The sequence below is a fragment of the Streptomyces sp. NPDC052682 genome (assembly GCF_040678435.1).
In the GTDB taxonomy this organism is placed as follows: Bacteria; Actinomycetota; Actinomycetes; order Streptomycetales; family Streptomycetaceae; genus Streptomyces.
This window is the reverse complement of sequence record NZ_JBFATS010000002.1, coordinates 418,025-439,484: the sequence shown is the minus strand read 5'-3', so window position 1 is coordinate 439,484 and position 21,460 is coordinate 418,025. Positions and strand designations below refer to the sequence as shown.

16 protein-coding genes are annotated in these 21,460 nt (G+C 71.1%); 2 read left to right on the top strand and 14 right to left on the bottom strand.

Annotated features, from left to right (window positions below):
• Nucleotides 1–8: 8 nt before the first annotated feature.
• Nucleotides 9–2,813 (top strand): fumarate reductase/succinate dehydrogenase flavoprotein subunit, encoded by a 2,805-nt coding sequence (locus tag AB0K80_RS04490; RefSeq protein ID WP_365665696.1) that lies wholly within the window; start codon nucleotides 9–11, stop codon nucleotides 2,811–2,813.
• Between the two features lie 94 nt (nucleotides 2,814–2,907).
• Here the strand turns inward: AB0K80_RS04490 and recQ are convergent, their stop codons facing one another.
• The gene (recQ, locus tag AB0K80_RS04485; protein ID WP_365665855.1) at nucleotides 2,908–4,881 is read right to left on the bottom strand and encodes a DNA helicase RecQ; all 1,974 of its coding nucleotides are present in this window, start codon (nucleotides 4,879–4,881) and stop codon (nucleotides 2,908–2,910) included.
• Nucleotides 4,882–5,081: 200 nt separating this feature from the next.
• Here recQ and AB0K80_RS04480 point away from each other — a divergent pair, with 200 nt between their 5' ends.
• Nucleotides 5,082–5,684: a Uma2 family endonuclease gene (locus AB0K80_RS04480; protein WP_365665694.1), complete on the top strand. Its 603-nt coding sequence runs from the start codon at nucleotides 5,082–5,084 to the stop codon at nucleotides 5,682–5,684.
• Nucleotides 5,685–5,783: 99 nt separating this feature from the next.
• Here the strand turns inward: AB0K80_RS04480 and nuoN are convergent, their stop codons facing one another.
• The 13 genes from nuoN to AB0K80_RS04415 are packed head-to-tail and all read right to left on the bottom strand — an operon-like array spanning nucleotide 5,784 to nucleotide 21,457.
• Nucleotides 5,784–7,442: an NADH-quinone oxidoreductase subunit NuoN gene (gene nuoN, locus AB0K80_RS04475; RefSeq protein ID WP_365665692.1), complete on the bottom strand. Its 1,659-nt coding sequence runs from the start codon at nucleotides 7,440–7,442 to the stop codon at nucleotides 5,784–5,786.
• Nucleotides 7,439–9,010 carry an NADH-quinone oxidoreductase subunit M gene (locus AB0K80_RS04470; protein ID WP_365665691.1) on the bottom strand — a complete coding sequence of 524 codons (1,572 nt, stop codon included), beginning with the start codon at nucleotides 9,008–9,010 and terminating at the stop codon, nucleotides 7,439–7,441. The genes nuoN and AB0K80_RS04470 overlap by 4 nt, the downstream gene beginning before the upstream one ends.
• A 5-nt stretch (nucleotides 9,011–9,015) precedes the next feature.
• A complete protein-coding gene (nuoL, locus tag AB0K80_RS04465; protein ID WP_365665689.1) occupies nucleotides 9,016–10,980 on the bottom strand; it encodes an NADH-quinone oxidoreductase subunit L in 1,965 nt (654 codons plus the stop codon).
• A 14-nt stretch (nucleotides 10,981–10,994) separates the two neighbouring features.
• Nucleotides 10,995–11,294, bottom strand: coding sequence for an NADH-quinone oxidoreductase subunit NuoK (nuoK, locus tag AB0K80_RS04460; protein ID WP_004927567.1), 300 nt, complete (start codon nucleotides 11,292–11,294; stop codon nucleotides 10,995–10,997).
• Complete coding sequence (locus AB0K80_RS04455; RefSeq protein WP_365665687.1) at nucleotides 11,291–12,133, bottom strand: NADH-quinone oxidoreductase subunit J; 843 nt, start codon at nucleotides 12,131–12,133, stop codon at nucleotides 11,291–11,293. Before AB0K80_RS04455 ends, nuoK begins: the two co-directional genes overlap by 4 nt.
• Complete coding sequence (gene nuoI / locus AB0K80_RS04450; RefSeq protein WP_365665686.1) at nucleotides 12,130–12,780, bottom strand: NADH-quinone oxidoreductase subunit NuoI; 651 nt, start codon at nucleotides 12,778–12,780, stop codon at nucleotides 12,130–12,132. The genes AB0K80_RS04455 and nuoI overlap by 4 nt, the downstream gene beginning before the upstream one ends.
• Complete coding sequence (nuoH, locus tag AB0K80_RS04445; RefSeq protein WP_365665685.1) at nucleotides 12,773–14,131, bottom strand: NADH-quinone oxidoreductase subunit NuoH; 1,359 nt, start codon at nucleotides 14,129–14,131, stop codon at nucleotides 12,773–12,775. Before nuoH ends, nuoI begins: the two co-directional genes overlap by 8 nt.
• Nucleotides 14,128–16,632 carry an NADH-quinone oxidoreductase subunit G gene (locus tag AB0K80_RS04440; RefSeq protein WP_365665683.1) on the bottom strand — a complete coding sequence of 835 codons (2,505 nt, stop codon included), beginning with the start codon at nucleotides 16,630–16,632 and terminating at the stop codon, nucleotides 14,128–14,130. Before AB0K80_RS04440 ends, nuoH begins: the two co-directional genes overlap by 4 nt.
• Nucleotides 16,629–17,978: an NADH-quinone oxidoreductase subunit NuoF gene (gene nuoF / locus AB0K80_RS04435; RefSeq protein ID WP_365665681.1), complete on the bottom strand. Its 1,350-nt coding sequence runs from the start codon at nucleotides 17,976–17,978 to the stop codon at nucleotides 16,629–16,631. Before nuoF ends, AB0K80_RS04440 begins: the two co-directional genes overlap by 4 nt.
• Entirely contained in the window at nucleotides 17,975–18,835 is an 861-nt protein-coding gene (gene nuoE, locus AB0K80_RS04430; protein ID WP_365665679.1) for an NADH-quinone oxidoreductase subunit NuoE, read from the bottom strand. The genes nuoF and nuoE overlap by 4 nt, the downstream gene beginning before the upstream one ends.
• Entirely contained in the window at nucleotides 18,832–20,175 is a 1,344-nt protein-coding gene (locus tag AB0K80_RS04425; RefSeq protein ID WP_365665677.1) for an NADH-quinone oxidoreductase subunit D, read from the bottom strand. Before AB0K80_RS04425 ends, nuoE begins: the two co-directional genes overlap by 4 nt.
• Entirely contained in the window at nucleotides 20,172–20,906 is a 735-nt protein-coding gene (locus AB0K80_RS04420) for an NADH-quinone oxidoreductase subunit C (protein ID WP_365665676.1), read from the bottom strand. Before AB0K80_RS04420 ends, AB0K80_RS04425 begins: the two co-directional genes overlap by 4 nt.
• Entirely contained in the window at nucleotides 20,903–21,457 is a 555-nt protein-coding gene (locus AB0K80_RS04415; protein WP_365665674.1) for an NADH-quinone oxidoreductase subunit B family protein, read from the bottom strand. The genes AB0K80_RS04420 and AB0K80_RS04415 overlap by 4 nt, the downstream gene beginning before the upstream one ends.
• Nucleotides 21,458–21,460 lie beyond the last annotated feature (3 nt).

The following is a 21,460-nucleotide window of genomic DNA, read 5'->3' as shown; positions in this document are numbered from 1 at the left end:
GCCCTGTGGTGGACCCTGTGACGGAGATCCCCGCCCTCACCGACGCCGAAGAGCTCTCCTGCGACGTCCTCGTCGTCGGCGGCGGCACCGCCGGCACCATGGCGGCCCTGACCGCCGCCGAGCACGGCGCGCGGGTGCTGCTGCTGGAGAAGGCGCACGTCCGCCACTCCGGCGCCCTCGCGATGGGCATGGACGGCGTCAACAACGCGGTCATCCCCGGCCGCGCCGAACCCGACGACTACGTCGCCGAGATCACCCGCGCCAACGACGGCATCGTCGACCAGTCCACCGTCCGCCAGACCGCGACCCGCGGCTTCGCGATGGTGCGGCGGCTGGAGTCGTACGGCGTGAAGTTCGAGAAGGACGAGCACGGCGAGTACGCGGTCCGCCAGGTGCACCGCTCCGGCTCGTACGTGCTGCCGATGCCCGAGGGCAAGGACGTCAAGAAGGTCCTGTACCGGCAGCTGCGGCGGCGCGAGATGCGGGAGCTCATCCGCATCGAGAACCGGGTGATGCCGGTGCGCGTGCTGACGGCCGGCGGCCGGGCCGTCGGCGCCGCGGGCTTCAACACCCGCACGGGACGGTTCGTGTCGGTCCGCGCCGGCGCCGTCATCCTCGCCACCGGCGCCTGCGGCCGCCTCGGCCTGCCCGCCTCCGGCTACCTGTACGGCACGTACGAGAACCCGACCAACGCGGGCGACGGCTACGCCATGGCCTACCACGCGGGCGCCGAACTCACCGGCATCGAGTGCTTCCAGATCAACCCGCTGATCAAGGACTACAACGGTCCCGCCTGCGCCTACGTCGCCAACCCCTTCGGCGGCTACCAGGTCAACCGGCACGGCGAACGCTTCGTCGACTCCGACTACTGGTCGGGGCAGATGATGGCGGAGTTCGCGGCGGAGGTGGCCAGCGACCGGGGCCCGGTCTACCTGAAGCTGTCCCACCTGCCGGAGGAGTCGGTCGCCGCCCTGGAGTCGATCCTGCACTCCACCGAGCGCCCCACCCGCGGCACCTTCCACTCCGGCCGGGGCCACGACTACCGCACCCACGACGTCGAGATGCACATCTCCGAGATCGGCCTGTGCGGCGGCCACTCGGCCTCCGGCGTCCGGGTGGACGACCACGCCCGGACCACCGTCCCGCGCCTGTACGCGGCCGGCGACCTGGCCTGCGTGCCGCACAACTACATGATCGGCGCGTTCGTCTTCGGCGACCTGGCGGGCGCGGACGCGTCCCGGTACACGGCCTACGAGGGCGAGCTTCCCGCCGAGCAGCTGCGGGAGGCGCACGAGCTGATCTACCGCCCGCTGCGCAACCCGGACGGCCCGCCGCAGCCCCAGGTCGAGTACAAGCTGCGCCGGTTCGTCAACGACTACGTGGCCCCGCCCAAGTCGGGCGCCCGGCTGTCGCTGGCGCTGGAGGCCTTCGAGCGGATGCGCGCCGAGATCGCCGCGATGGGTGCCCGCACCCCGCACGAGCTGATGCGCTGCGCCGAGGTCACCTTCATCCGAGACTGCGCGGAGATGGCCGCCCGGGCCTCCCTGGCCCGTACGGAGTCCCGCTGGGGCCTCTACCACGACCGTCTCGACCACCCGGAGCGCGACGACGCGTCCTGTTTCCACCATCTCGATCTGCACAAGTCCCCCTCTGGTGCGATGGAGTTCACGGCGCGCCCCGTGGCTCCCTATCTCGTTCCGGTCGACGGCTTCACCCCCGTGGGCGGCCCCTCCCGCCGTCTGGGCGAGGTCCACGCCGAGGACGTGGCGACGGCCGGGTCACGGGACGTGGCGCCGGTGGCGGCCCGGGTCGCTGGGCCGGACGCCGAGCGCGCGGACGCCGCCCGGCTGCCGTCGTCCGGCGCCCTGCCCGAGCCCGCTCCCGAACAGGTCTCGGCGCGGCTCCTCGCACTCGTCGCCCTCGCGGAGGCCGAGGAGCAGCCCGGTCTGCCCGCCCTGGAGCCGTACCTGACCGACCCCGTGCCCGCCGTCCGGCGCGAGGCGGTCGCCGTCCTCACCGAGACCCTCCCGGCGGGGACGGGTCCCGCCCTCGCCGCCGCCCTCACCGACCCCGCCGCCGAGGTGCGTGCCGCCGCGGCCGCGTCCCTGCGGGAACTCGTCGAGACGCTCCCGCCCGAACCCGCCCTGCGCGACGCCCTCGCCACCGCCCTGACCGAACCCGACCCCGTCGTGCGCGCCGCCGCACTGGATGTCCTGCGGGCGCTGCGCCTGGGCGATGCCGGTCTGTTCGCCGACGCCCTGTCCGACGCCGACCGCACCGTCCGCATCGAGGCCGTACGGGCCCTGGTGTCGGTCGACGCCGCCGCACCGCTGGCCCGCGCGGCGACCGCCGACCCGTCCCGCGAGGTCCGCGTGGCCATCGCCAAGGGCCTGGCCACGGTGGGCGCGGGACTCCTGGCGGAGGACGCACCGGCCGGCCCGGCAGCCGACGCCGTCCGGGCGGCGCTGTCCGGCCTCGCCGACGACCCGGACGCCCTGGTGCGCGGCGCCGCCTACGGGGCGCTGGGCACCACCGGCATCCCGGCGCCGCTCGCCGCACGGGCCGTGGAGGCGCTGTCCGACCCGGCCTGGCAGGTCAGGTCCGGTGCCGCCACCGCGCTGTCCGCGGCCGACCCGGAGGTCGCCGTGCCTGCCCTCGCCAAGGCCCTCGCCGACCCGAACGCCGACGTCCGCAAGGCCGCCGTCCTCGCCCTGACCCGGCACACCGCCGGCGACGACGCCCGGGCGGCGCTCGCCACGGCCACGACCGACACGGACGCGGACGTCCGGGCGTACGCGGCACGGGCGCTGTGACGCCGTGCCGTCCGGGCGCCGGGGAGTCCGGGGCGCCCGCGCCCGGGCCGGACCGCCGCCGCCCCGGCGGTTATCCGGACCGCCGCACAGCCGGCTATATCCAGTCGTCCGGCTCCGGCTCCTCGCCCGGCTCGGGCCAGTGGTCCGGGCCGCCCGGGTCCCCGGCGGGCGCCGCGGCCGTGCCGGACGGCCTGCCCAGCGACGCCAGCACCCCGAGCACCCCCTCCCCGTAGGTGGCGAGCTTCTTCTCCCCGACCCCGCCGACGCCGCCGAGCTGGGCCACCGAGGTCGGCCACACGCTCACGATCTCCCGCAGGGTGGCGTCGTGGAAGATGACGTACGCCGGGACGCCCTGCTCACGTGCCTGCTCGGCGCGCCAGGCACGCAGGGCCTCGAAGGCGGGGAGCAGTTCCTCGGGCAGCTCGGCGGCGGCGGCCTTGGGCTTGCGCTCGCCCCGGCCGGAGGAGGCGGCCGCGCGGGACGGCGCCGGCTTCTTCGGCTCCTTGCGCAGCGGCACGTCCCGCTCCCGCCGCAGCACCGCGCCGCTGGCCTCGGTCAGCGCCAGCGTGCCGTACTCCCCCTCGACCGCGAGCAGCCCCTGGGCCAGCAACTGCCGGATGACGCCCCGCCATTCGCCCTCGGTGAGCTCCTGGCCGATGCCGAACACCGACAGCTGGTCGTGGTCGAACTGGATCACCTTGGCCGTGCGCCTGCCCAGCAGGATGTCGACGATCTGCACCGCGCCGAACTTCTGCCCCCGCTCGCGCTGCAGCCGCACCACCGTCGACAGCACCTTCTGCGCCGCGATCGTGCCGTCCCAGGTCTCCGGCGGGGTCAGGCAGGTGTCGCAGTTTCCGCAGCCCGCCGGGTCGGGGTCCTGGCCGAAGTAGGCCAGCAGCTGGCCCCGGCGGCACTGGGCGGTCTCGCACAGCGCGAGCATCGCGTCCAGGTGGGCCTGGGCGCGCCGCCGGAAGGACTCGTCCCCTTCGCCGGACTGGATCAGCTTGCGCTGCTGTATGACGTCGTTGAGCCCGTACGCCATCCATGCCGTCGAGGGCAGTCCGTCCCGGCCGGCCCGGCCCGTCTCCTGGTAGTAGCCCTCGACCGACTTGGGCAGGTCGAGGTGGGCGACGAACCGCACGTCGGGCTTGTCGATGCCCATCCCGAAGGCGATGGTCGCCACCACGACCAGCCCGTCCTCGCGCAGGAACCGGGACTGGTGAGCGGCGCGGGTGCCCGCGTCCAGGCCCGCGTGGTACGGCACCGCCTCGATGCCGTTGCGGGTCAGGAACTCGGCGGTCTTCTCGACCGAGTTGCGGGAGAGGCAGTACACGATGCCCGCGTCGCCCGGGTGCTCCTCGCGCAGGAAGCTCAGCAGCTGCTTCTTCGGGTCGGCCTTCGGCACGATCCGGTACTGGATGTTGGGCCGGTCGAAGCTCGCCACGAAGTGCCGGGCCGTCGGCATGTTCAGCCGCTCGGTGATCTCCCGGTGCGTGGCCCGGGTGGCCGTCGCCGTGAGCGCGATGCGCGGCACGTCCGGCCAGCGCTCGCCGAGCAGCGACAGCGCGAGGTAGTCGGGCCGGAAGTCGTGGCCCCACTGCGAGACACAGTGCGCCTCGTCGATCGCGAAGAGGGCGATCTTCCCGCGTGAGAGCAGGTCCAGTGTGCTGTCCAGCCGCAGCCGCTCCGGCGCCAGGTACAGCAGGTCCAGCTCCCCGGCCAGGAACTCGGCCTCGACCGTCCGCCGCTCGTCGAAGTCCTGCGTGGAGTTCATGAACCCGGCCCGCACACCGAGGGCCCGCAGGGCGTCCACCTGGTCCTGCATGAGCGCGATGAGCGGCGAGACGACCACGCCCGTACCTGGCCTGACCAGGGCGGGAATCTGGTAGCACAGCGACTTCCCGGCGCCGGTCGGCATCAGCACGACGGCATCGCCGCCGGCCACCACGTGCTCGACGACGGCCTCCTGCTCACCCCGGAAGGCGTCGTACCCGAACACCCGGTGCAGCGTGGCCAGCGCCTCGCTCTGTGTCACTGTCATCTCGGCGATACCGCCCGTCCCGCCCATCGTCCCGTCCCCCGTACGTCGTCCCTCGACCACTGCGTCCACGATAGGGCCCGCCACCGACAGCCCCGGAGTTATCCACAGGCCGCCCGGTCCGGCCCGTGTCAAGACACGATCACCGTTCACAGGTTCGCGGGAGACCCGCCCGTTGCCCGGCGGATAGTCTGAATGCACCGGCGAGACTCCGTCCCATGGGAGCACTGATGAGCGTCGCACCGAAGGCGTCCACGCCCACCTGGCCGATCCCGCCGGAGGGCGGCTGGACCGCCGACGACCTGGACCGGCTTCCGAATCTGCCTCCGCACACGGAACTGATCGACGGGAGCCTCGTCTTCGTGAGTCCGCAGACTCTCTTCCACTCACGCGCTGTCGACTTCTTCAACTGGCAGCTGCAGTCCCTGGCTCCGGAGGAGTTCGAGGTCGTCCGCGAGTTCACCATCGACATCGACCGCCAGAACCGGCCCGAGCCGGACGTGATCGTGGTGCGCGGGGACGTGGTGGAGAGCCCGGAGCAGACCCGGTACCCGGCCGACGCGGTCCTGCTGGCCATCGAGGTCGTCTCCGCCGACTCCGTCTCCCGCGACCGCGAGACCAAGCCGCTGAAGTACGCCCGGGCCGGCATCCCCCACTACTGGCGCGTGGAGAACGAGAAGGGCCTCGCCGCCGTGCACGCCTTCGAGCTGGAGCCCACCATCGGCGCATACACCAGCGTGGGCATCTTCCGCGAGCGGATGAAGGTGAGCGCCCCCTTCCCCGTGGACCTGGACCTCACCGCCATCAAGCCACGCCGCCACGGCGGCGAGTGACGACAGCGGCGAGTAACCACGGCCTGCCCCGGACACGACAGCGGCCCGGCACCCACCGAAGGGATGCCGGGCCGCACGTGCAGGCAGGCAGGCGCCGCGTCAGCGTACGAACACGCCCGCCTGCCCCGCCAGATCCAGGAAGTACTGGGGCGCCACACCCAGCACCAGCGTGACCGCCACGCCGACCCCGATCGCGGTCATGGTCAGCGGGGACGGCACCGCCACCGTCGGCCCCTCCGGCTTCGGCTCGCTGAAGAACATCAGCACGATCACGCGGATGTAGAAGAACGCCGCGATCGCCGAGGAGATCACACCGATCACCACCAGCGGAGCCGCGCCGCCCTCCGCCGCCGCCTTGAACACGGCGAACTTCCCGGCGAACCCGGAGGTCAGCGGGATGCCCGCGAAGGCCAGCAGGAACACCGCGAACACGGCCGCCACCAGTGGGGACCTGCGCCCCAGCCCGGCCCACTTGGACAGGTGGGTGGCCTCGCCGCCCGCGTCCCGCACCAGCGTGACGACCGCGAACGCGCCGATCGTCACGAACGAGTACGCGGCCAGGTAGAACAGCACCGAGGACACACCGTCCGGCGTGGTGGCGATGACACCCGCGAGGATGAAGCCCGCGTGCGCGATCGACGAGTACGCCAGCAGCCGCTTGATGTCGGTCTGGGTGATCGCGACGATCGCACCGCCCAGCATGGTGACGATCGCCACGCCCCACATCACCGGCCGCCAGTCCCAGCGCAGCCCGGGCAGCACCACGTACAGGACGCGCAGCAGGGCGCCGAAGGCGGCCACCTTGGTCGCGGCCGCCATGAAGCCGGTCACCGGCGTCGGCGCGCCCTGGTACACGTCCGGCGTCCACATGTGGAACGGCACGGCGCCCACCTTGAACAGCAGGCCCATCACCAGCAAACCGGCGCCGACCAGCAGCAGCGCGTCGTTGCCCATGGTGCCGGCGAGCGCCGGGGTGACGTCCTGCACCGTGCCGTCGACGACCGACGCGATCGTCGCGTACGACATCGAGCCCGCGTAGCCGTACAGCATCGCGATGCCGAACAGCGTGAACGCCGAGGCGAACGCGCCGAGCAGGAAGTACTTGACCGCCGCCTCCTGCGACATCAGCCGCTTGCGGCGGGCCAGCGCGCACATCAGGTACAGCGGGAGCGAGAAGACCTCCAGCGCCACGAAGAGCGTCAGCAGGTCGTTGGCCGCCGGGAAGATCAGCATGCCGGCGATCGCGAAGAGCAGCAGCGGGAACACCTCGGTGGTGGTGAACCCGGCCTTCACGGCCGCCTTCTCGCTCTCGCTGCCCGGCACGGACGCGGCCTGCGCGGCGAAGGAGTCGACGCGGTTGCCGTGCACGACCGGGTCGAGCCGCCGCTCGGCGAAGGTGAACAGGCCGACCAGGCCCGCCAGCAGGATCGTGCCCTGCAGGAAGAGCGCCGGACCGTCGACGGCGATCGCGCCCATCGCGGCGATGCGCGCCTTGGTCGTGCCGTACCCGTCCGCCGCGAGCGCGACGACCGCGGCGAACGCGGCGGCGAGCGCGACGGCGGACAGGAACATCTGGGCGTGGTAACGGAACTTGCGCGGCACGAACGCCTCGACGAGCACCCCGAGGATCGCCGCGCCGACGATGATCAAGGTGGGCGCCAACTGCCCGTACTCGAACTTCGGCGCGTCGATCTTCGAGATCGGTTCGGCCGCGGTTGCCGCCGTTGTCCACAGGCTGTGGACGGCTGATGCGCTCACTTGGCCGCCTCCACCTCGGGCTGGGGGTCCTTCTTGTGTACGTCGGACATGGTCTGCTGCACCGCCGGGTTGACGATGTCCGTGACGGGCTTCGGGTAGACGCCCAGGAAGATCAGCAGCACGACCAGCGGGGCCACGACGGCCAACTCCCGCACCCGCAGGTCGGGCATCGCGGCCACCTCGGGCTTCACCGGTCCCGTCATCGTCCGCTGGTAGAGCACCAGGGTGTAGAGGGCGGCGAGCACGATGCCGAAGGTGGCGATGACGCCGATCACCGGGTAGCGCGTGAACGTGCCGACCAGGACCAGGAACTCACTGACGAACGGCGCCAGTCCCGGCAGCGACAGGGTCGCCAGGCCGCCGATGAGGAAGGTGCCGGCCAGCACCGGGGCGACCTTCTGCACCCCTCCGTAGTCGGCGATGAGCCGCGAGCCGCGCCGGGAGATCAGGAAGCCCGCCACCAGCATCAGCGCGGCGGTCGAGATGCCGTGGTTGACCATGTACAGCGTCGCGCCGGACTGGCCCTGGCTGGTCATCGCGAAGATGCCCATGATGATGAAGCCGAAGTGCGAGATCGACGCGTAGGCGATCAGGCGCTTGATGTCGCGCTGGCCGACCGCCAGCAGCGCCCCGTAGATGATGCTGATGAGCGCCAGGACGAGGATGACCGGCGTCGCCCACGTGCTGGCCTCCGGGAAGAGCTGGAGGCAGAAGCGGAGCATCGCGAAGGTGCCCACCTTGTCGACGACCGCCGTGATGAGCACGGCGACCGGGGCGGTGGACTCCTGCATGGCGTTGGGCAGCCAGGTGTGCAGCGGCCACAGCGGCGCCTTCACCGCGAAGGCGAAGAAGAAGCCGAGGAACAGCCAGCGCTCCGTGCTGGTCGCCATGTCGAGGGAGCCGTCGGCGCGGGCCTCGGCGATCTGCTGGAGGCTGAAGTTCCCGGCGACCACGTACAGGCCGATCACCGCGGCCAGCATGATCAGACCGCCGACCAGGTTGTAGAGCAGGAACTTCACCGCCGCGTACGACCGTTGGGTGGAGGCCGCGTCCTCGCCGTGCGCGTGCGCACGGTCCCCGAAGCCGCCGATGAGGAAGTACATCGGGATCAGCATGGCTTCGAAGAAGATGTAGAAGAGGAAGACGTCGGTGGCCTCGAAGGAGAGGATCACCATCGCCTCGACGGCCAGGATCAGGGCGAAGAAGCCCTGCGTCGGCCGCCACCGCTTGCTGCCGGTCTCCAGCGGGTCGGCGTCGTGCCAGCCCGCGAGGATGATGAACGGGATCAGGACCGCCGTGAGCGCGATCAGCGCCACCGCGATGCCGTCCACGCCGAGTTCGTAGCGGACCCCGAAGTCCTTGATCCAGGCGTGGGACTCGGTGAGCTGGTAGCGGTCGCCGTCGGGGTCGAAGCGCACCAGGACGGCGATCGCGAGCGCCAGCGTGGCCAGCGAGACCACGAGCGCCAGCCACTTGGCCGCCGTGCGCCGGGCGGCCGGTACGGCGGCCGTGGCGATGGCCCCGACGGCCGGGAGCACCGCCGTCGCTGTCAGCAGGGGAAAGGACATCGGTATCAGACCGCCCTCATCAGCAGGGTCGCGGCGACCAGGACCGCCGCGCCGCCGAACATCGAGACCGCGTAGGAGCGGGCGAAGCCGTTCTGCAGCCTGCGCATCCGCCCGGACAGGCCGCCGACCGAGGCCGCCGTGCCGTTGACGACCCCGTCGACCAGGGTGTGGTCGACGTACACCAGGGAGCGCGTCAGGTGTTCGCCGCCGCGCACCAGGACGATGTGGTTGAAGTCGTCCTGGAGCAGGTCGCGGCGGGCGGCCCGGGTGAGCAGCGAGCCGCGCGGGGCGACGGCCGGGACCGGGCGGCGCCCGTACTGCTGGTACGCCAGGGCCACACCGAGGACCATGCACACGACGGTGGCCGTGGTGACCGTCGCCGCGCCGATCGGGGCGTGCCCGTGGTCGTGCCCGGTGATCGGCTCCAGCCAGTGCAGGAAGCGGTCGCCGATGCTGAAGAACGCGCCGCCCGCCACCGACCCGACGGCCAGGACGATCATCGGGATCGTCATGACCTTGGGCGACTCGTGCGGGTGCGGTTCGGCGTGCTCGCCGCGCGTCTCGGCGGCGGGCTCCACGTCGGGCTCGGCCGGGGACGGCGTGGGCGCGTGACGCCAGCGCTCCTCGCCGAAGAACGTCATCAGCATCACGCGTGTCATGTAGTACGCGGTGATGGCCGCGCCGAGCAGGGCGCAGCCGCCGAGGATCCAGCCCTCGGTGCCGCCCTTGGCGAACGCCGCCTCGATGATCTTGTCCTTGGAGAAGAAGCCGGACAGGCCCGGGAAGCCGATGATCGCGAGGTAGCCGAGACCGAAGGTGACGAAGGTGACCGGCATGTACTTCCTCAGGCCGCCGTAGCGCCGCATGTCGACCTCGTCGTTCATGCCGTGCATGACCGAACCGGCGCCCAGGAACAGCCCGGCCTTGAAGAAGCCGTGCGTCACCAGGTGCATGATCGCGAAGACGTAGCCGATCGGGCCGAGGCCCGCGGCCAGCACCATGTAGCCGATCTGCGACATGGTCGAGCCGGCCAGCGCCTTCTTGATGTCGTCCTTCGCGCAACCGACGATCGCACCGAACAGGAGCGTGACCGCGCCGACGACGGTGACGACCAGCTGGGCGTCGGGCGCGCCGTTGAAGACGGCCCCGGAGCGCACGATCAGGTAGACGCCCGCGGTCACCATGGTGGCCGCGTGGATGAGGGCGGAGACCGGGGTCGGGCCCTCCATGGCGTCGCCGAGCCAGGACTGCAGCGGCACCTGGGCGGACTTGCCGCAGGCGGCGAGCAGCAGCATCAGGGCGATCGCGGTGAGCTTGCCCTCACCGGCCGCGCCCGCGAGCCCGGCCTCCCCGTGCGTGCCGAGCACCGGCCCGAAGGCGAAGGTGCCGAACCACAGGAACATCAGCATGATCGCGATCGACAGGCCCATGTCGCCGACGCGGTTGACCAGGAAGGCCTTCTTCGCGGCCGTGGCGGCGCTGGGCTTGTGCTGCCAGAAACCGATCAGCAGGTAGGAGGCGAGACCGACGCCCTCCCAGCCGACGTACAGCAGCAGGTAGTTGTCGGCGAGGACGAGCAGCAGCATCGCCGCGAGGAACAGGTTCAGGTAGCCGAAGAAGCGGCGGCGCCGCTCGTCGTGCTCCATGTACCCGACCGAGTACAGGTGGATCAGCGAGCCGACACCCGTGATCAGCAGCACGAACGTCATCGACAGCTGGTCGAGGCGGAAGGCCACGTCGGCCTGGAAGCCCTCGACCGGCACCCAGCTGAACAGGTGCGAGGTCAGGGTGCGGTGCTCGGCGTCCTTGCCCAGCAGGTCGCCGAAGAGCACGAGGCCGAGCACGAACGAGACGCCGGCGAGCAGCGTGCCGATCCAGTGGCCCACGGCGTCCAGTCTGCGGCCGCCGCACAGCAGGACCGCCGCTCCGAGCAGGGGCGCCGCCACCAGCAGCGCAATCAGGTTAGTCACGGTTCACCGACCCCTTACAGCTTCATCAGGCTGGCGTCGTCGACCGAGGCCGAGTGGCGGGAACGGAACAGGGACACGATGATCGCGAGCCCGACCACGACCTCCGCGGCGGCGACGACCATCGTGAAGAAGGCGATGATCTGGCCGTCGAGGTTGCCGTGCATCCGGGAGAAGGCGACGAACGCGAGGTTGCAGGCGTTGAGCATCAGCTCCACGCACATGAACACCACGATCGCGTTGCGCCGGATCAGCACGCCGGTGGCACCGATCGTGAACAACAGGGCCGCGAGATAGAGGTAGTTGACGGGGTTCACTTCGACGCCTCCTCGGGCCGCTTGAAGGTCGCCGGCTCGATGGCCCTGCGCTCCAGGCGCTCCTCGGCGCGCTGTTCCAGGGCGCGCAGGTCGTTGAGCGCCTCCTGCGACACGTCCCGGAGCTGGCCGCGCTCCCGCAGCGTCTTGCTGACGGTGAGCTCGGACGGGGTGCCGTCGGGCAGCAGGCCCGCGATGTCGACCGCGTTGTGCCGGGCGTACACACCGGGCGCGGGCAGCGGCGGCAGGTACGTGCCTTCCCGCACGCGCTGTTCGGCCAGCTCGCGCTGGGTCTTGGCGCGCTCGGTGCGCTCCCGGTGGGTGAGCACCATCGCGCCGACGGCCGCGGTGATCAGCAGGGCGCCGGTGATCTCGAACGCGAAGACGTACCGGGTGAACAGCAGGGCGGCGATGCCCTCGACGTTGCCGTTCGCGTTGGCCTGGCCGATGCCGTCGAACTCCTTGAGGGAGGCGTTGCCGATGCCCGCGATCAGCAGGACGCCGAAGCCGAGCCCGCACAGCAGGGCCAGCCAGCGCTGCCCCTTGATGGTCTCCTTCAGGGAGTCCGCCGCGGTGACGCCGACGAGCATCACCACGAACAGGAACAGCATCATGATCGCGCCGGTGTAGACGACGATCTGGACGACGCCGAGGAAGTAGGCGCCGTTGGCGAGGTAGAACACCGCCAGGATGATCATGGTTCCGGCGAGGCAGAGCGCGCTGTGCACGGCCTTCTTCATGAAGACGGTGCACAGGGCGCCGAGCACGGCGACCGTGCCGAGGACCCAGAACTGGACGGCCTCTCCGGTGGAGGTGGTGTACGCGGCGAGCTGGCCGGTCATCGCCCGATCACCTCCTGCGAGGCCGGTTCGGTCCCGCCGAAGGTCGAGTCGGCCTCCTGGACCACCTCGCCCTCGGAGTGGGCGACCTGCCGCGTGGTGCCGGGGGCGGCCTCGGTGACCAGGCCCCGGTAGTAGTCCTGTTCGTCGGTGCCCGGGTACATGGCGTGCGGCGGCTCGACCATGCCCTCCTCGAGGCCGGCGAGCAGCTGCTCCTTGGTGTAGATGAGGTTGGCCCGGCTGGAGTCGGCCAGCTCGAACTCGTTGGTCATCGTCAGCGCGCGCGTGGGGCACGCCTCGATGCACAGTCCGCACAGGATGCAGCGGGCGTAGTTGATCTGGTAGACGCGGCCGTAGCGCTCGCCCGGCGAGTAGCGCTCCTCCTCGGTGTTGTCCGCGCCCTCGACGTAGATCGCGTCGGCGGGGCAGGCCCAGGCGCACAACTCGCAGCCGACGCACTTCTCCAGGCCGTCCGGATGGCGGTTGAGCTGGTGCCGTCCGTGGAAGCGCGGAGCCGTGGTCTTCTTCTGCTCCGGGTACTGCTCCGTGAGCCGCTTCTTGAACATGGCCTTGAAGGTCACGCCGAAGCCGGCCACGGGGTTCTGGAAGCCAGGCTTCGTCTGCCCGGCCTCCTTGGGCTCCTCAGCCATCGGACGCCTCCTTTCCATCCGTAGATCCGTCACTGACAGTGTCCGGCCCACCACTGACAATCAGCTCACGCGCCTGGCGCGAGCGGCGCCTGGGCACGGGGGGAAGCTCCTGTCCGGGCAGCGGCGGCACCGGGAACCCGCCCGCCATCGGGTCGAAGGCGGCCGGCTTCCGCTCGGGCTGCGGCCTGTTCTTCTCGCGGAACATGTCGGCGACGAAGGAGAGCAGCAGCAGGGCGAGGACGCCGCCGCCGATGTAGAGGGCGATGTCGGTGAAGTCGTAGCCCTCGTTGCGCAGCGCCCGCACGCTCGCGACGAGCATCAGCCACACCAGCGAGACCGGGATGAGGACCTTCCAGCCGAGCTTCATCAGCTGGTCGTAGCGCACGCGCGGGAGGGTGCCGCGGATCCAGATGAAGAAGAACAGCAGCAGCTGGACCTTCACGACGAACCACAGCAGCGGCCACCAGCCGTGGTTCGCGCCCTCCCAGAAGGCGCTGACGGGCCACGGGGCCCGCCAGCCGCCGAGGAAGAGCGTGGTCGCGACGGCCGAGACGGTCACCATGTTGACGTACTCGGCGAGCATGAACATCGCGAACTTGATCGACGAGTACTCGGTGTTGAAGCCGCCGACCAGGTCGCCCTCGGACTCCGGCATGTCGAAGGGGGCGCGGTTGGTCTCGCCGACCATCGTCACGATGTACAGCAGGAAGGACAGCGGCAGCAGCACGATGTACCAGCGGTCCTGCTGCGCCTCGACGATGGTCGAGGTCGACATCGAGCCCGAGTACAGGAACACGGAGGCGAAGGCGGCGCCCATGGCGATCTCGTACGAGATCATCTGCGCGCAGGAGCGCAGGCCGCCCAGCAGCGGGTACGTCGAGCCGGAGCTCCAGCCCGCGAGCACGATGCCGTAGATGCCGACGGAGGCGACCGCGAGGATGTAGAGCATCGCGATCGGCAGGTCGGTGAGCTGCATCGTGGTGCGCTGGCCGAAGATCGAGATCTCGTTGCCGGCGGGGCCGAAGGGGATCACCGCGATCGCCATGAAGGCCGGGATGGCCGCCACGATCGGCGCGAGGACGTACACCACCTTGTCCGCGCGCTTGACGACGATGTCCTCCTTGAGCATCAGCTTGATGCCGTCGGCGAGCGACTGGAGCATGCCCCAGGGGCCGTGCCGGTTGGGGCCGATGCGCAGCTGCATCCAGGCGACGACCTTGCGCTCCATGACGATGGAGATCAGCACGGTCACCATCAGGAAGGCGAAGCAGAACACCGCCTTGATGACGACCAGCCACCAGGGGTCGTGGCCGAACAGGGAGAGGTCTTCAGCGGCGAGGTACGGGCTCATGCCTCCACCTCCTTGGGGGCCTCGCCGGCGAGCGGCGCCGGGCCGATGCGGACGAGGGAGCCGGGACGCGCACCGGTGTCGGAGGCGACGCCGGCCCCGGTGGAGTTCAGCGGGAGCCAGACGACCCGGTCGGGCATCTCGGTCACCCGCAGCGGCAGTTCGACCGTGCCGAAGGACCCGGTCACGGCCAGCGGATCGCCGTCCTGGACGCCCGCCTCGGCGGCCGTGGCGGGCGACACGCGCGCGTACGCGGCGTGCCGGGTGCCGGCCAGCGCCTCGTCGCCCTCCTGGAGCACGCCCTGGTCGAGCAGCAGCCGGTGCCCGGCGAGCACGGCCTCCCCGGCGGCGGGGCGGGGCAGCGGGCCCGCGCTCTCCAGCGGCTCGGTGGCCCGAGGGCCGCCCCAGGCGCCGAGCCGGTCGATTTCCGCGCGCGTGGTGCGCAGGTCCGGCAGGCCCAGGTGGATGTCCATGGCGTCGGCCAGCATCTGCAGCACACGCCCGTCGGTGGGCGCCACGGGCCGCGTCATCTGGTCGGGCTTGAGCGCGGCCTCGAAGGAGCGCACCCGCCCTTCCCAGTTGAGGAAGGTGCCGGCCTTCTCGGGGACCGCGGCGACGGGCAGGACGACATCGGCCTTCTCGGTGATCTCGCTGGGCCGCAGCTCCAGCGACACCAGGAAGCCCACCTCGTCCAGGGCCGCACGCGCGCGTGCCGGGTCGGGCAGGTCGGCGACCTCGACGCCCGCCACCAGCAGCGCCTGGAGTTCGCCGGAGGCGGCGGCCTCGATGATGTGGCCGGTGTCGCGGCCGTAGCGGTGCGGCAGGTCGGCGACGCCCCAGACGGCGGCGACCTCCTCCCGCGCGCGCGGGTCGGTCGCCGGGCGCCCGCCGGGCAGCAGCGACGGCAGCGCGCCGGCCTCGACGGCGCCGCGTTCCCCGGCCCGGCGGGGGATCCACACCAGCCGGGCGCCGGTCGCGGAGGCGAACCGTGCGGCGGCGGTCAGGCCACCGGCGACGGCGGCCAGCCGCTCGCCGACGACGATCACCGCGCCCTCGGCGCGCAGCGCCTCGGCGGCCCGCGCCCCGTCGCCCTCCAGTCCGGTACCGCTCGCGAGCGCGTCCAGCCACTCGGTCTCGGTGCCGGGCGCGGCCGGCAGCAGCGTGCCGCCGGCCTTGGTCAGCCCGCGCGTGGCGTGCGTGGCCAGGGAGAACACCTGCTGCCCGTGCTTGCGCCAGGCCTTGCGCAGCCGCAGGAAGACGCCGGGCGCCTCCTCCTCGGCCTCGAACCCGACCAGCAGGACCGCGGGCGCCTGCTCCAGGGAGGTGTACGTGACGCCCGTACCGTCGAGGTCACGGCCGCGGCCGGCGACCCGGGCGGCCAGGAAGTCGGCCTCCTCGCCGCTGTGCACGCGCGCGCGGAAGTCGATGTCGTTGGTGTCGAGCGCCACGCGCGCGAACTTGCTGTACGCGTAGGCGTCCTCGACGGTGAGCCGGCCGCCGGTGAGGACGCCGGTGCGGCCGCGGCAGGCGAGCAGCCCCTGGGCGGCGATCTGGAGCGCCTCCGGCCAGGACGCCGGCCGCAGCTCGCCCTCGGCGTTGCGCACCAGGGGCGTCTGGAGCCGGTCCCTCAGCTGGGCGTACCGGAACGCGAACCGTCCCTTGTCGCAGATCCACTCCTCGTTGACCTCGGGGTCGAGGGCCGCCAGGCGCCGCATGACCTTGCCGCGCCGGTGGTCGGTGCGGGTGGCGCAGCCGCCGGAGCAGTGCTCGCAGATCGACGGGGAGGAGACGAGGTCGAAGGGGCGGGAGCGGAATCGGTACGCCGCCGAGGTGAGCGCCCCGACCGGGCAGATCTGGATGGTGTTGCCGGAGAAGTACGACTCGAACGGGTCGCCCTCGCCGGTGCCGACCTGCTGGAGCGCGCCCCGCTCGACCAGCTCGATCATCGGGTCGCCCGCGACCTGGTTGGAGAAGCGGGTGCAGCGGGCGCACAGCACGCACCGCTCCCGGTCCAGCAGCACCTGCGTGGAGATCGGCACGGGCTTCTCGTACGTGCGCTTGCGGCCGTCGAAGCGGGACTCGGCGTTGCCGTGCGACATCGCCTGGTTCTGCAGCGGGCACTCGCCGCCCTTGTCGCAGACCGGGCAGTCCAGGGGGTGGTTGATGAGCAGCAGCTCCATCACCCCCTTCTGCGCCTTCTCGGCGACCGGGGAGGTGAGGTGGGTCTTCACGACCATCCCGTCCGTGCACGTGATCGTGCAGGACGCCATGGGCTTGCGCTGGCCCTCGACCTCGACGATGCACTGACGGCAGGCGCCGGCCGGGTCCAGGAGGGGGTGGTCGCAGAACCGGGGGATCTCGATGCCGAGCTGCTCGGCGGCCCGGATGACCAGGGTGCCCTTGGGCACGCTGATCTCGATGCCGTCGATCGTCAGTGTCACGAGGTCTTCCCTCGGGACCGCCGCCTCTCCCCCGCCCGAGGGAGCGCTGGTGGTCACGGTCATGCGGTCACCTCCGTGCGGTCGGCCCAGGCCGTCGACCTGGCCGGGTCGAAGGGGCAGCCCCGGCCCGTGATGTGCTGCTCGTACTCCTCGCGGAAGTACTTGAGCGAGGAGAAGATCGGCGAGGCGGCGCCGTCGCCGAGGGCGCAGAAGGACTTGCCGTTGATGTTGTCGGCGATGTCGTTCAGCTTGTCGAGGTCGGACATCACGCCCTTGCCGGCCTCGATGTCGCGCAGCAGCTGCACGAGCCAGTACGTGCCCTCGCGGCAGGGCGTGCACTTGCCGCAGGACTCGTGGGCGTAGAACTCGGTCCAGCGGGTCACGGCGCGTACGACACAGGTCGTCTCGTCGAAGCACTGGAGCGCTTTGGTGCCGAGCATGGAACCCGCGGCGCCCACTCCTTCGTAGTCAAGAGGGACGTCGAGGTGCTCGTCGGTGAACATCGGGGTCGAGGAGCCGCCCGGCGTCCAGAACTTCAGGCGGTGCCCGGGCCGCATGCCGCCGCTCATGTCGAGCAGCTGGCGCAGCGTGATGCCGAGCGGCGCCTCGTACTGACCGGGGCTCGCGACATGGCCGGAGAGGGAGTACAGCGTGAAGCCCGGGGACTTCTCGCTTCCCATCGACCGGAACCATTCCTTGCCCCGGTTGAGGATCGCGGGAACCGACGCGATCGACTCGACGTTGTTCACCACAGTCGGGCAGGCGTACAGGCCGGCCACCGCAGGGAAGGGGGGACGAAGCCGCGGTTGCCCACGGCGGCCTTCGAGCGAGTCGAGCAGTGCGGTCTCCTCACCGCAGATGTACGCGCCCGCGCCCGCGTGCACGGTGACGTCGAGGTCGAGTCCGCTGCCGAGGATGTTCTCGCCGAGGTAGCCCGCCGCGTAGGCCTCGGCGACGGCCGAGTGCAACCGCCGCAGTACGGGGACGACTTCACCCCGCAGGTAGATGAAGGCGTGCGACGACCTGATGGCGTAGCACGCGATGACGATGCCCTCGATGAGGCTGTGCGGGTTCGCGAAGAGGAGCGGGATGTCCTTGCACGTCCCGGGCTCCGACTCGTCGGCGTTGACAACAAGATAGTGAGGCTTGCCGTCTCCCTGGGGGATGAACTGCCACTTCATGCCCGTGGGGAAGCCTGCGCCGCCGCGGCCGCGCAGCCCGGAGTCCTTGACGTACGCGATGACGTCGTCGGGCGACATGGCCAGCGCCTTGCGCAGGCCCTCGTAGCCGTCGTGCCGCCGGTACACGTCGAGCGTCCAGGACCTGTCCTCGTCCCAGAAGGCCGACAGCACGGGTGCGAGCAGCTTCTCCGGGCTCATGTCCTTCAGTTCGGGTGCCAAGGTCATCACTCCCCCTCCTCGGCGGTGGGCCCGGCCGGGTTGGCGGGGTCGGAGGCCGATGTGTCCTGCGGCGCGTCGTGCGAGCTGAGGTGCTGTGCCGGGGACGGCTCGTGCGGCGGCTCGTCCCGGGGTGCCGCGCCGCGCGGGTGCACCACGCGCGCGGGGGCGGCCTCGCCCTTGGCGAGCTTGAGGCCCACCAGGGAGGCGGGTCCCGCGCTTCCCCCGGCCTCCACGGCGCCCTCGCGCTCGTCGGGGAAGCCCGCCAGGATCCGGGCGGTCTCCTTGAAGGTGCACAGCGGCGCACCGCGCGTGGGGCTGACCGGCCGTCCCGCGCGCAGGTCGTCGACGAGGCGCTTGGCGCTGTCCGGGGTCTGGTTGTCGAAGAACTCCCAGTTGACCATCACCACCGGCGCGTAGTCGCAGGCGGCGTTGCACTCGATGTGCTCCAGCGTGACCTTGCCGTCGCCGGTGGTCTCGCCGTTGCCGACGCCGAGGTGCTCCTGGAGTTCCTCGAAGATGGCGTCGCCGCCCATGACGGCGCACAGGGTGTTGGTGCAGACGCCCACCTGGTAGTCGCCGCTCGGCTTGCGCCGGTACATGGTGTAGAAGGTCGCGACCGCGGTGACCTCGGCCGTGGTCAGGCCGAGCATGTCCGCGCAGAACCGCATCCCGGTGCGCGTGACGTACCCCTCCTCCGACTGCACCAGGTGCAGCAGCGGCAGGAGGGCGGACCGGGAGTCCGGGTAGCGGGCGATGATCTGGCGCGCGTCCGTCTCCAGACGGGCCCGGACGTCGTCCGGGTAGGCGGGCGCGGGCAGGTCCGGCATGCCCAGGCTGACGCCCCGCTCGGAAGAAGAGGTGGTCACCGGTCGACGCCTCCCATCACGGGGTCGATGGACGCGACGGCGACGATGACGTCGGCGACCTGGCCGCCCTCGCACATCGCCGCCATGGACTGAAGGTTGGTGAAGGACGGGTCGCGGAAGTGGACCCGGTAGGGGCGGGTGCCTCCGTCGGAGACGACGTGCACCCCGAGCTCGCCCTTGGGCGACTCGACCGCCGCGTAGGCCTGTCCCGGTGGGACGCGGAAGCCCTCGGTGACCAGCTTGAAGTGGTGGATCAGGGCCTCCATGGAGCTGCCCATGATCTTCTTGATGTGGTCGAGGGAGTTGCCGAGCCCGTCCGGTCCCAGGGCGAGCTGGGCGGGCCAGGCGATCTTCTTGTCGGCGACCATGACCGGACCGGGCTGGAGCCGGTCCAGGCACTGCTCGATGATCCGCAGCGACTGGCGCATCTCCTCCAGGCGGATCAGGAAGCGGCCGTAGGCGTCGCAGGTGTCGGCGGTCGGGACGTCGAAGTCGTACGTCTCGTAGCCGCAGTACGGCTGGGCCTTGCGCAGGTCGTGCGGCAGGCCGGTGGAGCGCAGGATCGGGCCGGTCGCGCCGAGGGCCATGCAGCCGGCCAGGTCGAGGTAGCCGATGTCCTGCATGCGGGCCTTGAAGATGGGGTTCCCGGTGGCGAGCTTGTCGTACTCCGGGAGGTTCTTCTTCATCTTCTTCACGAACTCGCGGATCTGGTCCACCGCGCCGGGCGGCAGGTCCTGGGCGAGTCCGCCGGGGCGGATGTACGCGTGGTTCATCCGGAGCCCGGTGATCAGCTCGTAGATGTCGAGAATGAGTTCACGATCACGGAATCCGTAGATCATGATCGTGGTGGCGCCGAGCTCCATGCCGCCGGTGGCGATGCACACCAGGTGGGAGGAGAGCCGGTTCAGCTCCATCAGGAGCACCCGGATGACCGAGGCCCGGTCGGGGACGTCGTCCTCGATGCCGAGGAGCTTCTCGACCGCGAGGCAGTACGCCGTCTCGTTGAAGAACGGCGTCAGGTAGTCCATGCGCGTCACGAACGTGGTGCCCTGCGTCCACGTCCGGTACTCGAGGTTCTTCTCGATGCCGGTGTGCAGGTAGCCGATGCCGCAGCGGGCCTCGGTGACCGTTTCGCCCTCGATCTCCAGGATCAGGCGCAGCACGCCGTGCGTGGACGGGTGCTGGGGGCCCATGTTGACGATCAGGCGCTCGTCGTCGGCGCGGGCCGCGGACTCGACGACCTCGTCCCAGTCGCCGCCGGTGACCGTGTAGACGGTGCCCTCGGTGGTCTCGCGGGCGGAGGCCGAAGCAGCCGAAGAAGGGGGAGTGTGCGTGCTCATGAGTACGACCTCCGCTGGTCCGGAGCCGGGATCTGGGCGCCCTTGTACTCGACGGGGATGCCGCCGAGGGGGTAGTCCTTGCGCTGCGGATGGCCCTGCCAGTCGTCCGGCATCATGATCCGCGTCAGGGCCGGGTGACCGTCGAAGACGATCCCGAAGAAGTCGTAGGTCTCGCGCTCGTGCCAGTCGTTCGTCGGGTAGACGGAGAACAGCGACGGGATGTGCGGGTCGCTGTCGGGGCAGCTGACCTCCAGGCGGATCAGCCGGTTGTGGGTGATCGAGCGCAGGTGGTAGACGGCGTGCAGCTCGCGGCCCTTGTCGCCCGGGTAGTGGACGCCGCTGACGCCGGTGCACAGCTCGAAGCGCAGGGCCGGGTCGTCGCGCAGGGTGCGGGCGACGCGGACCAGGTGCTCGCGCTCGATGTGGAAGGTGAGTTCGCCGCGGTCGACGACCGTCTTCTCGATGGCGTTCTCGGGGAGCAGGCCCTGCTCCTCCAGCGCGCCCTCCAGCTCGTCGGCGACCTCGTCGAACCAGCCGCCGTACGGCCTGCTGGCCGGTCCCGGGAGCCGGACGGACCGGACGAGGCCGCCGTAGCCGGAGGTGTCGCCGCCGTTGTTCGCGCCGAACATGCCGCGCTGGACGCGGATCTCCTCGCCGCCCTGGCCGCGCTGGCCCGGCAGGTTCGACGCGCTGAGGTCCCTCTCGGGGTTCGGGCCGTTCGCGTCGCTCATCGCAGCAGCCCCTTCATCTCGATGGTGGGCAGGGCCTTGAGCGCCGCCTCCTCCGCCTCGCGGGCCGCCTCCTCGGCGTTCACGCCGAGCTTGGAGCTGCGGATCTTCTGGTGGAGCTTGAGGATGGCGTCCATCAGCATCTCGGGCCGCGGCGGGCAGCCGGGGAGATAGATGTCGACCGGCACGATGTGGTCGACGCCCTGGACGATGGCGTAGTTGTTGAACATGCCGCCCGAGGAGGCGCAGACCCCCATGGAGATCACCCACTTGGGGTTCGGCATCTGGTCGTAGACCTGCCGCAGCACCGGCGCCATCTTCTGGCTCACCCGGCCGGCGACGATCATGAGGTCGGCCTGGCGCGGTGAGCCGCGGAAGACCTCCATGCCGAAGCGCGCCAGGTCGTAGCGGCCCGCGCCGGTGGTCATCATCTCGATGGCGCAGCAGGCGAGGCCGAACGTGGCCGGGAAGACCGACGCCTTGCGCACCCAGCCCGCGGCCTGCTCGACGGTGGTCAGCAGGAAGCCGCTCGGCAGCTTTTCTTCGAGTCCCATGTC

Bases quoted from the DNA above. Each gene is read 5' to 3' on its own strand.
- recQ (WP_365665855.1), bottom strand. From the start codon at position 4,881: ATGGGCGGGACGGGCGGTATCGCCGAGATGACAGTGACACAGAGCGAG.
- AB0K80_RS04480 (WP_365665694.1), top strand. From the start codon at position 5,082: ATGAGCGTCGCACCGAAGGCGTCCACGCCCACCTGGCCGATCCCGCCG.
- AB0K80_RS04470 (WP_365665691.1), bottom strand. From the start codon at position 9,010: ATGTCCTTTCCCCTGCTGACAGCGACGGCGGTGCTCCCGGCCGTCGGG.
- AB0K80_RS04455 (WP_365665687.1), bottom strand. From the start codon at position 12,133: ATGACCGGCCAGCTCGCCGCGTACACCACCTCCACCGGAGAGGCCGTC.
- nuoI (WP_365665686.1), bottom strand. From the start codon at position 12,780: ATGGCTGAGGAGCCCAAGGAGGCCGGGCAGACGAAGCCTGGCTTCCAG.
- nuoH (WP_365665685.1), bottom strand. From the start codon at position 14,131: ATGAGCCCGTACCTCGCCGCTGAAGACCTCTCCCTGTTCGGCCACGAC.
- AB0K80_RS04440 (WP_365665683.1), bottom strand. From the start codon at position 16,632: ATGACCGTGACCACCAGCGCTCCCTCGGGCGGGGGAGAGGCGGCGGTC.
- AB0K80_RS04425 (WP_365665677.1), bottom strand. From the start codon at position 20,175: ATGAGCACGCACACTCCCCCTTCTTCGGCTGCTTCGGCCTCCGCCCGC.
- AB0K80_RS04420 (WP_365665676.1), bottom strand. From the start codon at position 20,906: ATGAGCGACGCGAACGGCCCGAACCCCGAGAGGGACCTCAGCGCGTCG.
- AB0K80_RS04415 (WP_365665674.1), bottom strand. From the start codon at position 21,457: ATGGGACTCGAAGAAAAGCTGCCGAGCGGCTTCCTGCTGACCACCGTC.